This is a genomic window from Mariniflexile gromovii, from assembly GCF_017814435.1.
GTDB classification, from domain to species: domain Bacteria; phylum Bacteroidota; class Bacteroidia; order Flavobacteriales; family Flavobacteriaceae; genus Mariniflexile; species Mariniflexile gromovii.
On record NZ_JAGJCB010000003.1, the window covers coordinates 282,376 to 296,780 of the forward strand.

General features: G+C 32.5%; 10 protein-coding genes. 6 read left to right on the forward strand and 4 right to left on the reverse strand.

What is annotated here, in order from left to right:
* Positions 1–63: 63 nt before the first annotated feature.
* Together J8H85_RS04890 and J8H85_RS04895 are read right to left on the reverse strand one after the other, a co-directional pair.
* The gene (locus J8H85_RS04890; protein ID WP_209653218.1) at positions 64–4,047 is read right to left on the reverse strand and encodes a PAS domain-containing protein; all 3,984 of its coding nucleotides are present in this window, start codon (positions 4,045–4,047) and stop codon (positions 64–66) included.
* Positions 4,048–4,051: 4 nt separating this feature from the next.
* Positions 4,052–4,543 carry a response regulator gene (locus J8H85_RS04895; RefSeq protein WP_209653220.1) on the reverse strand — a complete coding sequence of 164 codons (492 nt, stop codon included), beginning with the start codon at positions 4,541–4,543 and terminating at the stop codon, positions 4,052–4,054.
* A gap of 279 nt (positions 4,544–4,822) precedes the next feature.
* Between J8H85_RS04895 and J8H85_RS04900 the strand changes: the two genes are divergently transcribed.
* Positions 4,823–5,272: a response regulator gene (locus J8H85_RS04900; protein ID WP_209653222.1), complete on the forward strand. Its 450-nt coding sequence runs from the start codon at positions 4,823–4,825 to the stop codon at positions 5,270–5,272.
* Between the two features lie 81 nt (positions 5,273–5,353).
* Here J8H85_RS04900 and J8H85_RS04905 read toward each other — a convergent pair whose 3' ends face one another.
* Positions 5,354–5,836 carry an MgtC/SapB family protein gene (locus tag J8H85_RS04905; protein ID WP_209653224.1) on the reverse strand — a complete coding sequence of 161 codons (483 nt, stop codon included), beginning with the start codon at positions 5,834–5,836 and terminating at the stop codon, positions 5,354–5,356.
* Between the two features lie 289 nt (positions 5,837–6,125).
* On the opposite strand from J8H85_RS04905, the gene J8H85_RS04910 reads away from it, so the two are divergent.
* From J8H85_RS04910 to J8H85_RS04930, 5 genes are all read left to right on the forward strand, one after another.
* Positions 6,126–8,264 carry a catalase gene (locus J8H85_RS04910; RefSeq protein ID WP_209653226.1) on the forward strand — a complete coding sequence of 713 codons (2,139 nt, stop codon included), beginning with the start codon at positions 6,126–6,128 and terminating at the stop codon, positions 8,262–8,264.
* 346 nt (positions 8,265–8,610) lie between these two features.
* Entirely contained in the window at positions 8,611–9,060 is a 450-nt protein-coding gene (locus J8H85_RS04915) for a ferritin-like domain-containing protein (protein WP_209653228.1), read from the forward strand.
* Between the two features lie 226 nt (positions 9,061–9,286).
* Complete coding sequence (locus tag J8H85_RS04920; protein WP_209653229.1) at positions 9,287–9,448, forward strand: DUF1328 family protein; 162 nt, start codon at positions 9,287–9,289, stop codon at positions 9,446–9,448.
* 400 nt (positions 9,449–9,848) lie between these two features.
* Positions 9,849–10,331: a YciE/YciF ferroxidase family protein gene (locus tag J8H85_RS04925; protein WP_209653231.1), complete on the forward strand. Its 483-nt coding sequence runs from the start codon at positions 9,849–9,851 to the stop codon at positions 10,329–10,331.
* A gap of 181 nt (positions 10,332–10,512) precedes the next feature.
* The gene (locus tag J8H85_RS04930; RefSeq protein ID WP_209653233.1) at positions 10,513–11,976 is read left to right on the forward strand and encodes a glycoside hydrolase family 130 protein; all 1,464 of its coding nucleotides are present in this window, start codon (positions 10,513–10,515) and stop codon (positions 11,974–11,976) included.
* Positions 11,977–12,073: 97 nt separating this feature from the next.
* Here J8H85_RS04930 and J8H85_RS04935 read toward each other — a convergent pair whose 3' ends face one another.
* The gene (locus J8H85_RS04935) at positions 12,074–14,392 is read right to left on the reverse strand and encodes a glycosyltransferase (protein WP_209653235.1); all 2,319 of its coding nucleotides are present in this window, start codon (positions 14,390–14,392) and stop codon (positions 12,074–12,076) included.
* Positions 14,393–14,405: the final 13 nt, after the last annotated feature.

Sequence of the window (14,405 nt, forward strand, 5' to 3'; positions counted from 1 at the left end):
TATTCTATACGTTTACAGGTTCTATTTACAACTTCATTTTACTGGTTGCTGTCTAATATCAGATTATGAAGGTATATAGATGTCAAACCTAGCACCCTTACCTAATTCTCCTGTGGCTGTAATGGTACCGTTATGGTTTTCTACGATTTTTTTTACTATAGCAAGACCTATACCAGTGCCAATATATTTCTCCTTCCCATGTAAACGTTGAAATACTTCAAAAATTTTAATGTTGTACTCTGGTTCAAAACCAATACCATTATCTGAAAAAGTTATATGACAATATTTTTTAGTCGATACAATGTTCACAGTTTTAACCTTGTTTCCCATCACTGTTTCACATGAGATATTAATTTGAGGAGATGTGTTTTCTTTAGCAAATTTTAGTGAATTACTTGCTAAGTTCAATAACAGCTGTCTAAATTGAAAATGGATTACATTAACATCACACATATTTCCAAGATTAATAGTGGCATTTTTCACTTTCAAGTCTTCTTTTAAGTCGTCTTCTACTTCGTCAACAATAGTTTTCAAATTTATTGTTATAAATTTCCGTTGTTGAATGTCTGTGTGTGAGTATAGAAGTAAATCTTGGATAAGAGTTTGCATTCTATGTGCCGACTTTTGCATGCGATGAAATTTATCCTTACCGCTTTCTGATAAGTTTTGTGATTCTTTGTCCACTATTTGGGTAGAAAGAATTTGGATTTTTCGTAATGGTTCCTGTAAGTCATGGCTAGATATATATGTAAAAGATTGTAATTCTTTATTCATTTTTTCAAGCACTTTATTTTTCTCATTAAGCTCTTTGGTTCTTTGCAATACTTGATCTTCAAGTTCATTAGTAAACATTTTTTGAGCTTGGATATCTGTACTGGTTCCAACCCACATGGTTATTTCTCCTTGTTTGTCTCTTTGGGGTATTGCTCTACTTAACTGCCATCTGTACTCTCCATCATGTCTTCTAAATCGATGTTCAAATAAAAAGTCTTCTCCGGTATTAACAGAATTTAACCATGCCTTAATATTTGCTTCTCTATCATTTGGATGAACAATTTGGAGCCAGTTATCATGTACTTGTTCAGGTGATAAACCAGAATAGTCATATACCGATTGGTTAAAATAATTTAAGTTACCATACGAATCAGCGGTCCAAATATGCTGTGGCATGGAATCTGCAAGTAATCGGAATTTAAGTTCACTTTCTTGTAGTTCTTGCTGATGAAGTTTTTCTTTTGTAATGTCACGTAAAGTACCAAGTTTTTTGAAGGGTTTGTTATTATCATCAAAAAAGACTTTACCTTGCGTCCTGATCCAGCAAAAAGTATTATCTGGTTTTACAACACGAGCCTCATAATTATATATTCCGGTTACCATGGCGTCATCAAAAGCTTTTTCTACAATACTATGAATGTCTTCTCGATGAATTTGGTCGCGCATTTTCTGGTGTGTGAGTATTGTGGACTCATCATGCCCAAAAATAACGGCTAAACGAGGTGAGTGGATAATGCTACGGGTATTTATGTCTAATTCCCACGTAGCTAGATCGGTAGCTTCAGCTGCTAATCGAGAGCGTGCTTCTGCTTCCTCTACTTTTTGTCGTGCCTCCACTTTATCGGTAACATCATTTACTGTTATCATAATACCAGATGTTTCTCCCTCAGGCTCTATCAATGGTTTGTATTCAAAATCAAAATAAAATTTTCTCATTCCGTCATCTCCCATCACATACGCAACAGATTCTTTTTCGGTATGGGGTTTACCCAAATTATAAACCTTGTTTAATAACTCTGGGTATTTTTGCTCATTCAATTCTGGAAAAACCTTTAGTATAGATTTTCCAATAACATCCTTTTCTTTTTTACGCCATACATTTTCAAACATAACCGTGTTTGCTGACTCTATAACATGATCTTTACCTTTGAGTATGGTCATTGGAATAGGGGATTGCATGACCATATTTTTAAAATGTCTTTCACTTTCTTCAAGCAAATGTTTGGCCTTTACAGTTGATGTTACTTCGGTAGCCACCACCATAATTCTTGAAATCTCACCATTTTCTTCTTTTAAGGGATGATATACCAAGTTAAAATAAGCTTGTTCCATTTTTCCGTTACGATTCAAGTAAACAGGTAGCTCTGGTGAATAAAAAGGCTTACCAGTAAGTATTACATCTGCAAATAATGGTGCAACCAAATTTTCTACTTCTGGTAAAGTTTCAAAAAGTGGCTTACCAATAAATTCATTCTTTTTTTTATCAACCAATAATAAATAGTTTGCATTCGCCATTTCAGCTTTATAATCATTCCCTCCAAAAATAGCGATACCTAAAGGCGCCTGTTCCACAGAATCTCGGAATCGTTTTTCACTTTCTTCTACTTTCTGTTTGGCTTGGTGTAATTCTGTTACCTCTGCAGCGGTATTCATAACCCCATAAACCTCTCCAGAGGTATCTAAAAGTGGCGTAAAGCTATAATTGAAATAATGGGGCTTTAATACACCATTTATATTTAAATCAACACGTTGGTTTTTTCTATGAAAAGCAATTCCTGTATTTAGAACGCCATGCAATTGTTCAAAAATCTGCTGATTTTCCAATTCAGGTAAAATATCTGTATATAATTTTCCCTCCACATCATTGCCTTTTCCCCAAGCATCCATTATGGATTGATTTGCAAAAGCTATTCGTAATTCTTTTCCTGTATAAACACCAATAGGAAAAGGCGCACTTTCAATTAGAGTTCTAACACTTTGTTCACTTTCTTCTATTTTTTTTCTGGCTTCTACATGAGGTGTAACGTCTATACCTATGGCCATAATACCATTTACACTTCCATCTGCATCAAACAGCGGTTCATAAGAAAAATTGATGTAAACATCTTCCAATTTTCCATTTCTTAACAATTTTACCATTAATTCATCGGTAGTGAAACGATTTCCTGTATTTTTAACGTCATCCAATAATTCTTTAATCCCTTGATTTTTCAATTCGGGCATGGAATCAAAAATAGATTTGTTTAAAATTTCTTCCTCCGTTCTTCCCCAGATTTCTAATGCTTTGGTGTTTGCAATTTCCACAACATAATCAGGGCCACGGAAAATACCAATTCCAACAGGAGCCTGTAAAATCATTAAACGTAAGTTTCTTTCGTTTTCTTCTTTTTTGTTGCGAGCAATAACTTCTTTGGTAATATTTTGTAGAGTCCCCGTAAATTTTATTGGCTGATTATATTGGTTGTAGGATACTTTTCCTTTAGCTCTAACAATCCTTAATTGTTTGGTAATGGGGTTGATAATACTGTATTGATGATCAAAATTTCCGCCTGATGAGAAGTCTATTGCCGTTTCTAATGCTCTAATTAAAGGTTCTCGATCTTCTTCAATTACTGCGCTAAATGTATTTTCTAAATTAAATTCGGCACCTGCTGGTAGCCCATGCCATTCTCTTAATCGGTCATCTCCAGTAAATTCTTTAGTTTCAGGGTCTATAGTCCATGAAGCAAGGTCTGTTGCTTCAATAGCGAATTGAAGTTGGTTTGTTCTTTCTTTAAGGGCTTCTTCAGCCCTTTTTTTATTGGTAGTTTCTATAACTGTAACCAAAACGCCCCCAACTTCCCCATTTTCGGTACGTATGGGGCTATAGGCAAAATCAAAGTAACATTCTTCTATATAGCCATTTCGGTCGAGGGGAAGCATAAAATCAGGAAATCCTACGGGGTTTCCATCCATTACCCCATCAAACATGGATTCTATAATGTGCCATATTTCTGAAAAAGTTTCTCTTGTGCTTATGCCTAAAGCATGAGGATGTTTTGTTGCTCCTAGTATGGGTCGATATCCATCGTTGTAAATTTGTGTGTATTCTTTTCCCCAAGCAATGTACATACCGAACGGGTTTTCCAGCATTACGGAAACCATAGTTTGTAAACTTGCTGGCCAATCTTTAGGGTCTCCTAGTGGAGTTTTACTCCAGTCTTTGGCCCTAATAAGTTTCCCCATTTCTCCTCCATTTTTAAGAAAATAGGGTATGTTATCAATGTTGGTCATTCGGTTATTTCTTTTCAGTTTTTAAAATAAATTCTTCTTTAGTAGCCTTTTTTAATTTCGGGTATGTATTTATGATAGCTTCGTGAATAAAATTTTTCAATTCAAAAAAATCACTTGGTTTACGGATAAAATAATTAGCTCCAGAATCATACAATAAATCAATGGCATTCCTATCAAGTGTTGAAGATATAATAACTATAGGAATATCTTTTAGTTCATTGTTAGATTTAATTTCTGATAAGCATTCAGATCCAGATTTTCGTGGCATATTTAAATCAAGAAAAAGGACATTGGGGAATTTACTTTTTTTTTCTTGTTGAGATGATAGATGATCTTTAAGTAATTGCATGAGTTCATCTCCGTCATTTACAGACATGAGTTGTGAGGACAGTGGCAATTCTTCTAAGGCTTCTTTAAAAAACAGGCAATCTTCTTCGTCATTATCCGCAAGATAAATGCTTATTTCATTAGGAAAGTTTAGTTGGTTTTTTTTCATATAGCTAATTTAAAAAAAAAATAAAATTTTTAATTCTAAATTTCTATGAAGTGCAAAATTTTAAGGTTTTTATTACTCGATGTAATTCACTTTGTATTGAAACATTGTTTACGAATATTAGTAAGTTTACTGTTGAATGACATGTAATTAGGTCATATCTATTGAAAAAATAATTAATATAAGCTCTATTATAAAATATTAAAGTATATATAAAACATTTTTTAAATGAAAAACTCTTACATTTGCATCAATTAATCCATCCCTACATACCCTACAAAAATGAGTAACAATAATATATTTAATATTATATTAGTTGACGACGATGAAGATGATAGAATTCTTTTTAGCGAAGCCTTAGAGGAGGTATCAATAAAGTCCAATTTATTACTCTTTAAACACGGGCAAGAATTGATTGATTATCTTTTCAATACAGAAATAGTACTTCCAGATTTAATATTTCTAGATCTTAATATGCCTATAAAAAACGGTATGCAATGTTTATCAGATATTCGTAGCAATCCAAGATTTAAGGATATACACATAGCAATGTATTCTACTTCCATGACTGATAAGGATATTAAAGACTCCTTTTCTAATGGAGCTAATATCTATGTTAATAAACCCAATTGCTTCAATAAATTAAAAAATACTGTGGAAAAAATTCTTCAGCTTAATTGGAAAGACCACATCCAGAATTTGAACTTCGATACATTCCTTTTTCGTATATAGCACTGTAATTATAGAATTTAAAGCGTATTATTATTGTTCATCTTTTAGTGAGGTATTTTCAATTTGTTTAATTTTTATAAGTTAATTGTTAGCTTCATTTGAAGTATGCTTATTTATTTTGCTATTCAAAAACCCAAAAATAGTATTAATAATTACAATAATAATTGTTACACTTAAAAGTTCGGTGTACATTTTTAAAGCTGCTAAACATCCTAAGCCAGCGCTACACCATATGGTTGCAGCAGTTGCTAACCCGCTAATTTTATGTTTTCCTTGAACTATCACTCCAGCTCCCAAAAAGCCTACGCCCACAACAATCTGACTAATAATTCTTGCTGTATCCACATAGTCAAGACCTAAATATTGAAAGGAGATATTTGTAAAAACAGCAGAACCTACGGCCACTAAAGCATAAGTTTTTAATCCAGCATTCTTATTTTTCATTTGGCGTTCTAGCCCTATGCAGAATCCTGCTACCATCGCTATAAAAACTGAGATGATGAAATCTAAGTTTGTATTATTTCCAAAGTCTAATACTGGGTTTATTATTAAATTTAAATTCATTACAATTACTATAAAAATGATTGGTAAAATTAATAGATATGCCGTTTTTAAGGTGTCTTTTTGGAATAAATAATAACGCAATTAGATGTTGAATGGATAGAGTAGTTTGTTTACTTTTTACATATTCCGTTAGACTTTCTCATTTTCTTAATAAGGCAGGTCTTTTTTTTTGAGATAATTTTTTTATTAATAGTGTTAATCTAAATCTTTTGAATTGAAGATTTTTGGTAAATATTTTATTGAAAACCTTAATAAAATTTAAATTGTAATAATCACAAAAAGAAACAAAATGGCTAAAGGCAAAAATAATCCAAAGGAATCGAAGAAAATTCAAGATTTGAAAACATCACATAAGAATATGGATGGAAGTATCATGACCACAAATCAAGGGTTAAAAGTTAATGATACGAATAATTCTTTAAAATCAGGAGAGAGAGGTTCTACGCTTTTAGAGGATTTTTTATTGCGTGAAAAAATTACAAATTTTGATCATGAAAGAATTCCAGAGCGTATTGTGCATGCTAGGGGTAGTGGGGCGCATGGTTATTTTGAACTTTATGAAAGCATTGAACAATATAGTAAAGCAGGGATATTCACAGATACCAAAAGAAAAACACCTGTTTTCGTTAGGTTTTCTACGGTTGCAGGCTCAAAAGGCTCAACAGATTTAGCTAGGGATGTTCGCGGTTTTGCAGTCAAATTTTATACAGATGAAGGTACTTGGGATTTAGTTGGTAATAACATGCCTATCTTTTTTATTCAAGATGCCATGAAGTTTCCCGATTTAATTCACGCAGTAAAACCTGAACCTAATAAAGAAATTCCTCAAGCAGCTTCCGCACACGACACCTTTTATGATTTTGTGTCACGTACCACCGAAACACTTCATAACCAAATTTGGGTTATGAGCGACAGAGCTATACCTAGAAGTCTTCGTATGATGGAAGGTTTTGGTATCCATACATTTAGATTGATAAATGAAAAAGGAGAATCTCATTTTGTAAAGTTTCATTGGAAACCTAAATTAGGTGTACATTCCGTAACATGGGATGAAGCTGTAAAGATAAGTGGTGCAGATTCCGATTTTCATAGACGCGATTTATGGGATGCTATTGAAGCAGGTGAATATCCAGAGTGGGAGTTAGGGGTTCAAATAGTGCCGCAAGCGGATGAATTTAAATTTGACTTCGATTTACTCGATCCTACAAAGTTGATTCCAGAAGAGATGGTTCCGGTCAAAATTATTGGGAAAATGACTTTAAATAGAAATCCAGAAAACTTTTTTGCAGAAACCGAACAGGTAGCTTTTTTACCTGGTCATATTGTTCCCGGTATAGATTTCACTAATGATCCTCTATTGCAAGGTCGATTATTTTCATATAGAGATACACAATTGTCAAGATTAGGGGGTCCAAATTTCCATCAAATTCCTATTAATCGTCCCGTTGTGAAAACTCATAATAACCAACGTGATGGTATGATGCAAATGGAAATTCCAAAAGGGCAAACGGCTTATTTTCCTAATAGTTTAAGCGGGGGCTGTCCTCATCTAGCAAAAATGGCAGAAGGAGGATTTCACTCGTATGAAGAGCGTATTGACGCCAAAAAAATTAGAACACGAAGCGAAAGTTTTAACGATCACTTTTCGCAACCTGCATTGTTTTACCGAAGTTTAGCCAAATGGGAACAAGCCCATATTGCCGATGCCTATACATTTGAGCTTGGTAAATGCAATCATAAACATATCCAGGAACGTATGCTATGGGTGGTGTCTCAAATTGATACTGATTTGGCAAATAAGGTGGCAAAAGGTTTAGGATTGGAGGTGCCAAAATCTATTGAACAGCCTATAAATCAAGCCATAGGAGCTGATGCGGAAGTGAAAAAACACCAACCTCCAAAAAAGAAAAATTATTTGGATGCAGCTCCCTCATTGAGTCAGGCCAATACAAAATTTGAAAGTATTGCTACCCGACAAATAGCAGTATTGGTAGCCGGTGGCTTTTCTATGAAAAACTTCAAAGAAATGCAAAATGTATTAGAAAAAGAAGGTGCGGTTTTAAAGTTAATAGCACCTCATGGAGGAGAAATAATGTCCGATGATAAGAAGAGCCATAAAGTAGATGCTGCAATTATGACTACGGAAAGTGTATTATTTGACGCATTGTATATTCCTGGTGGTAAAAAATCGATTGAAGCATTGATGAAAGAATCAAAATTCATAAAATTTATAAACGAAGCATTTAAGCACTGTAAGGCAATTGCAGTAGATGATGAAGGAGAAGATTTAATTAAAGACACCTTCGTTTCAAAATATAGAGAGGATGCTGCTGTACTGATCAATAAAGATCCTAAAAACTTTGTGAATGCCATTGCAAAACATCGTAATTGGGACAGAATGGAAGTAGTTAAAAATATACCAGTTTAAAACAAAATTCTCTAAAATTATAGATAGGATTAATCAATTAATCTGATACAGATTTAATTAAAAAATCTAATTACTAGATAAATGATAGTTAATATTTTAATAGGGTTTGTATTAGGGTATCTAATATTTAATGTTGGCGAGATGATTTTATCTAAACGCTTTCATGGAGACAATAAATTAAAAAATGAACCAAATCTGCAAAAATTTTATACACCTGTACGAGCAAATGGCTATAGAAGAAAAATTAGATTGGCTTTTGTAAACAGAAGGATTCGGAATACTTACAAAAAACAGATGTAAACCAATGGACATCTAAAAACCATTATTAATTTAAAATTTAACAATTATGAGTACATACACAGAAACGATAAGTAAAAAATTGAATGATCTTTTAGAAAAAACGTACGATGCAGAAAAAGGATTTAAAAAAGCTGCTGATAATACGGACAATATTTCCTTAAAAAAATATTTTGAAAGAAAATCAACTGAACGTAAACAGTTTGGTTATGATTTGAATAACGAGATCCGATCGTTTGGAGAACGCGGTATTGAAAGCGGAAGTGTAACAGGCGCAGCACATCGTACATGGATGGATATTAAAGCTTTGTTTTCAGTTGATTCGGATGAATCTATGCTGGAAGAAGCGATTAGAGGAGAAAAGGCTGCTGCCCAAGAATATAAAGATGTATTAAATGAAACATCTTTACCAATGAGTACACATACATTATTGCTTAAACAGCAAGATGCGATTGAAACTGATTTGAGAACCATTAAAAATCTAGAAGATTTACATTAGTTTTTTAATTCATTTGATAAGGAAAGAAAAGAGAGGTTTTATACTTCTCTTTTTCTTTTTCTGTAATAATGGCATTATATGAGATCTGCCTATATGCGTTATTGTGTTAATATCTGAAGCGTTAGCGTTAACCCCATTTTTTAAAATACTATAATTTCGAGTTGTAACGAAGTGATTTATCTAGTATCAATTCATTTCTATTTATTAACCTAAAAAACTCAAAAATATGTTACGTTGGACAATTACATTCATTATTTTAGCCATTATAGCAGGTATATTAGGCTTTGGAGGCATTGCAGCTGGTGCCGCAGGTATAGCAAAAATTTTATTCTTCATCTTTATAGTACTCTTTATTATTTCATTAATAACCGGAAGAAAAAAGATTTAAATTTAACACACAACTAAGTGGCTTATAAACCCGAATTTGAAGCTTAATTACCCAAAGTTAATTTTCAAAATCAATACATAGTTGTATACTTAGACCGTTAAAATAGAATTCTATTTTAACGGTTTTTAATTTATGATTCATTAGAAAAAATAAGTTAATTTCCACTTAGTTGTATTGTTAAAAACGTTTTTAATAGGTCAATTTCATAATCAAAATATGTAATTACTTTAACCTAAGTATAAAAAAATGGACTTTTATTGTACGGATGTTAATATGAAGATAAAGTTTTTTTTGATTACCGTTTGGGTTAAGAATTTAATTTTTAAGATTAATGGGGGCTGATTTTTCAGAATACCTTTAGCCATAATTAAAAATCAAAAAAATAAAAATCAAGAAAAATATGAAAACATTAGAAGATTTATTCGAACATCAGTTAAAAGATTTATATAGTGCAGAAAGCCAATTAATTGAAGCACTTCCAAAAGTGGCAAAAAGGGCCAGTGATAGTAAATTAAAAAAAGCTTTTGAAGATCACTTGGAAGAAACCAAGGAACATAAAAAAAGACTTGAAGAAATTTGTGAAACATTGGACATTTCTCCTAAGGGTGAAACATGTAAAGGAATGAAGGGCTTACTTAAAGAAGTAGAGAGTCTTATGGATGAAGCTGACAACAAAGAAGTAATGGATGCAGGACTTATAGCTGATGCACAACGTGTAGAACATTATGAGATTTCCGGCTATGGAACGGCCGTTAGATATGCAAAAGAACTAGGACATGACGATATCGCTTCAAAATTGCAAAAAACATTGGATGAAGAGTACGATGCCGATAATAAGCTAGATAAATTAGCAGAGAATAGACTTAACAAAGAAGCTAAATAAGAAAAACTATTAGTTTGTTAAATTAATAGTCTTACTGCCTATGAGTGGATTAGTGTTCCCTCACCCTAATTTATACTTATAGGCAGTTTTTTTAATAAAGTGAAAACTAACCGTTTATTCCAAAGCGGTTAGTTTTTTTGTAGAGGGTAGCTCGTATATCAATTTAAAACTTAATACTAATATGGCAGTTCCTGTAATTCGTAAAAACCTATATTTTAAGCCAGATTCCAGTAGAGTGGTAGCTCGATTTTTCAATAATGGTGACGTAAGAACCATTAACTTAGTGAAACGAATTATGAACTTAAATGAAAAGGAAGTTAAGCATGAACTTGAATTAACCTTGCAAGGTTTTGTAGGAAGACATAGAAACATTTCGGAAATTTTTTTAAAACACGCCAATAACTATAAAAACTTGATTGAATCAATTAATATAGATTATAAAAAACTTTCTTTAGAACGTCGGCTTTTAATTGGAGCTTACAGTACATTGGAATATTCTATAGAATCTGCAGCTTTATTTAATCCTTCCATTGTTGAAGATTTTGATCAGTCATTTCTTTCGGAAGGAGAAAAAAGAGTCATTATTTCTTTTAGAGCTACTGGAGAGGGGCATTTATCATCCATTGTTTTTAGAAAAGGAATTTTAGATGCTTCAAATAATTTACGTATGGTTGAGGCACATAAGCATATTGACCTTCCTACCATAAAAAAGAAAAAGACATATGACAAAAAGCGTTTTATGAAGAAAATGGAAGAAATGCACATTCCAAAGGAGTATTCTTCACCTTTTATGGATCCGCTTCCAGAGAAATTTGAATACTACATATTAAAAGAAGCTATTAGAAAAATATTAAAATTAGATATTGATGATCAACGTAAACAAGCACTTAACGAAATGACGTGGCTTATTGATTCGTATTATGATATTGAATTTAATGAAGATTCTAGAATTTCTGGACGTGCTATTTTGCCCATATCTCCTTCTGAAAGTAGAGGTATAGAAGATGCCCGATTCGTGCGCTTTACGGATGATGATGGCTCAGAAAAAATTTATGCTACTTATACAGCTTATGATGGTTTTACCATTCTTCCAAAATTACTTTCCACCAACGATTTTTTAAATTTTAGAATTATGCCCATGCATGGTCATGGCGCACAAAATAAAAATTTCGCCCTTTTTCCACGGAAAATTAAAGGTAAATACGCTATGTTGGCCAGAATAGATGGGGTTAATAATTACCTGTTTTATTCTGATAGAATTACGCTTTGGAATGATCCTATAAAAATTCAAGAGCCAAAGTATCCTTGGGAGTTTACGCAAATAGGCAATTGTGGTTCACCTATTTATACAGAGCATGGTTGGTTGGTTATTACTCACGGTGTGGGAGCCATGAGACGTTATTGTATTGGGGCTTCTTTATTAGATTTGGAAGATCCTACCAAAGAAATAGGCCGACTAAAAGAGCCTCTTCTTTCTCCTTTGGAAGAAGAGCGCGAGGGTTATGTGCCTAATGTGGTATATTCTTGTGGGAGTATTATACATAATAATCACTTGATATTACCCTATGCCGTATCGGATTATGCATCTTCCTATGTAACAGTTAATATGGACGATTTATTGAAAGCTCTTATAACTGAGGTTTAGTTTCCTCATTAAAATCTTTAAAACTATCCGGTTTACGAAATAAAAAAAAGTGTATTGAAATTTTCAATACACTTTTTTTATTTGATATTTTTGAATGCTAATAATTTTCAAAAGCGAATCGAGCCAGTAAATAACTAACAGTTGATTCGGCACCTTGATTTAAATTTACATTTTGTTCTTCCAAACCATCATGACACCCACCGGTACAAGGATTATAAATAATTTGTTTAAGTTGATTATTTCCTAAAAACCAACTGAATGCAATTTCCATCTTGTCATCATAACCTTCAAAAGGGAATATAATATTGAATTCTTTCAATGCTAAAATCGTATAAGCTACATCTATAGGTTGTTCACCACCGTTATGAACAGCTTTATCTTCAAAGCCTTTAATTAACCAAGATTGATTTGAAATTACTCTAATACAATCCTCCGTAAAAATTTTAGAAAGTAAAAAGTCAAACGATTCTTTGGCAATGTATTTATAACGTGTATCTCCTGTTGCCTTCCAAGCATATAGTAAGGATTCGGGTAGTACACTATTGGCATATGTTAGGTAGGGCTCAAACCAATTCCAAGTATTTTCAGAATGGAAATTATAAAGCTCGACAAGCTTATTGGCTGCGTCATTTATATTTTCATTAATTTTTTTATCGTCCATTTTCAGATTAAAATAATACAAACCTTTAATTGCAAAGGCTAAAGCACGGGGCGATTTAAAATGTTTCGCATTTAAATTAAATTGATTGATGGCACATTTAATATTTTGAAGTAAGGTAATGTCCAAATCTATGCTTTCTTCCATCAAATAGTAGGTGTAACCCAAAGCCCAAATACCTCGACCATTGGAATCTTCTAAGTTTACCTCATTGTTTTGCTTGGTAAATTTTTTATTTTTATCTACATAGTTTAAAAATAAACCGTTATCTCGTTGGCATTTTAAAATGAAATTAGCGTAGGTTTTAATCAATTTTAATTCTGTAGGATCTTGGGTTAATTTATAACATTTACAAGCCGCTATAAGAGCTCTGGCATTGTCATCTAAAGTGTATCCAGATTCTATATCGGGCGTATTGATTTTTGAAAACTGAATGATGCCCACATCTGGAGTCATCGTTTTTAAGTGATTTAAATTTATCTTAGGTTTTTTGTATTTTAATTTTAGAGGTTTTTCTATTAGGTCTGAAAAAACGTGGGCATGTGATATTGCTGCATTTTCCCAAGATGTGGAAGCGGATGCATGTAAACCTTTCATTCTCATCGTGTGTTTTAAATCATCATCATTCAATAATCCTATAACTTTCTCTGCCAATTGTTTTGAGTTTCCAAAGTCAAATAATAAACCATTTCCATTATTCAAAACCTCGGTAGCATGAGGGATGGGTGTGGAGACAATAGGGCATCCGCAACTCACTGCATAAGAAAAAGTGCCACTTACCGCTTGGTTTGGGTCTTTTGATGTAAACACATAACAATCTGATAATTGTAAATATTCCAATAACTCCGGGAGGGGCGCAAACTTATTTACAAATTTAACATGGTCCGTCAATTTTAATGTTTCAACTTTTTCTATTAAATAATCTCTGTAAACATCACCTTCTTGATTAAAAAGTGTTGGATGCGTTTTGCCTACTATTAAATAAATCACTTCAGGATGCTCTTCAATAATTACGGGTAAAGCATCTAGAGTTGTTTCTATACTCTTCCCAGGTCCTAAAAAACCAAACGTAGAAATGACCTTTCTGTTGGCAACATTATATTTTTCTTTAAGAGTTTGTTTTTCTTGATGTTGGACTAAATGAGTACCATGAGATATAATTTTAATTTTTTCAGGATTTACACCGTAAGTGTTTATTAATAATTCTGAAGACGATTTTGTCATAACCGTTACCATTTTGCATAATGAGACTAAGTCCTTTACATGTTGTTCCAACTCTTTGTTTGGACTAGGTAACACTGTGTGAAAGGCTATAACTATAGGTTTTGTAATACTCTTAAGAAAATTTATAAAAGCTTTTTCATTGTTTTTAAATAGACCGAATTCATGTTGTATCATGACTAATTCAATATCATTACTTGCATTAATTTTATTAGTAATGGAGGCAAAATCTTGTAAATTATCCGTGTTTAGAACCAAATCAACATCTTTTGTTCCATAGCTATGGTTTTCAATATTTGATTCTAAAGCACATATCTTTATATCAAAACAATCTTCAAAGGTGCTATCAAGTGCATTTTTTAAATCATAACTATAGGTTGCTATGCCACACTCTCTTGGAGGATAGGTAGTTAGCATGAGTACTTTAGGTAATTCCTTAGAAAATGTTTTATCAATATTTATTTTATTTTTAAATGCAGTTTTCTTTTTAAGGGGGCGTGAAGTTATTTTACTTTTAATGTTTATATCTCGTTTCATAATTTAAAATAAT

Bases quoted from the DNA above. Each gene is read 5' to 3' on its own strand.
- J8H85_RS04920 (WP_209653229.1), top strand. From the start codon at position 9,287: ATGTTACGTTGGACAATTACATTCATTATTTTAGCCATTATAGCAGGT.
- J8H85_RS04915 (WP_209653228.1), top strand. From the start codon at position 8,611: ATGAGTACATACACAGAAACGATAAGTAAAAAATTGAATGATCTTTTA.
- J8H85_RS04905 (WP_209653224.1), bottom strand. From the start codon at position 5,836: ATGAATTTAAATTTAATAATAAACCCAGTATTAGACTTTGGAAATAAT.
- J8H85_RS04930 (WP_209653233.1), top strand. From the start codon at position 10,513: ATGGCAGTTCCTGTAATTCGTAAAAACCTATATTTTAAGCCAGATTCC.
- J8H85_RS04890 (WP_209653218.1), bottom strand. From the start codon at position 4,047: ATGACCAACATTGATAACATACCCTATTTTCTTAAAAATGGAGGAGAA.
- J8H85_RS04895 (WP_209653220.1), bottom strand. From the start codon at position 4,543: ATGAAAAAAAACCAACTAAACTTTCCTAATGAAATAAGCATTTATCTT.
- J8H85_RS04935 (WP_209653235.1), bottom strand. From the start codon at position 14,392: ATGAAACGAGATATAAACATTAAAAGTAAAATAACTTCACGCCCCCTT.
- J8H85_RS04925 (WP_209653231.1), top strand. From the start codon at position 9,849: ATGAAAACATTAGAAGATTTATTCGAACATCAGTTAAAAGATTTATAT.
- J8H85_RS04900 (WP_209653222.1), top strand. From the start codon at position 4,823: ATGAGTAACAATAATATATTTAATATTATATTAGTTGACGACGATGAA.
- J8H85_RS04910 (WP_209653226.1), top strand. From the start codon at position 6,126: ATGGCTAAAGGCAAAAATAATCCAAAGGAATCGAAGAAAATTCAAGAT.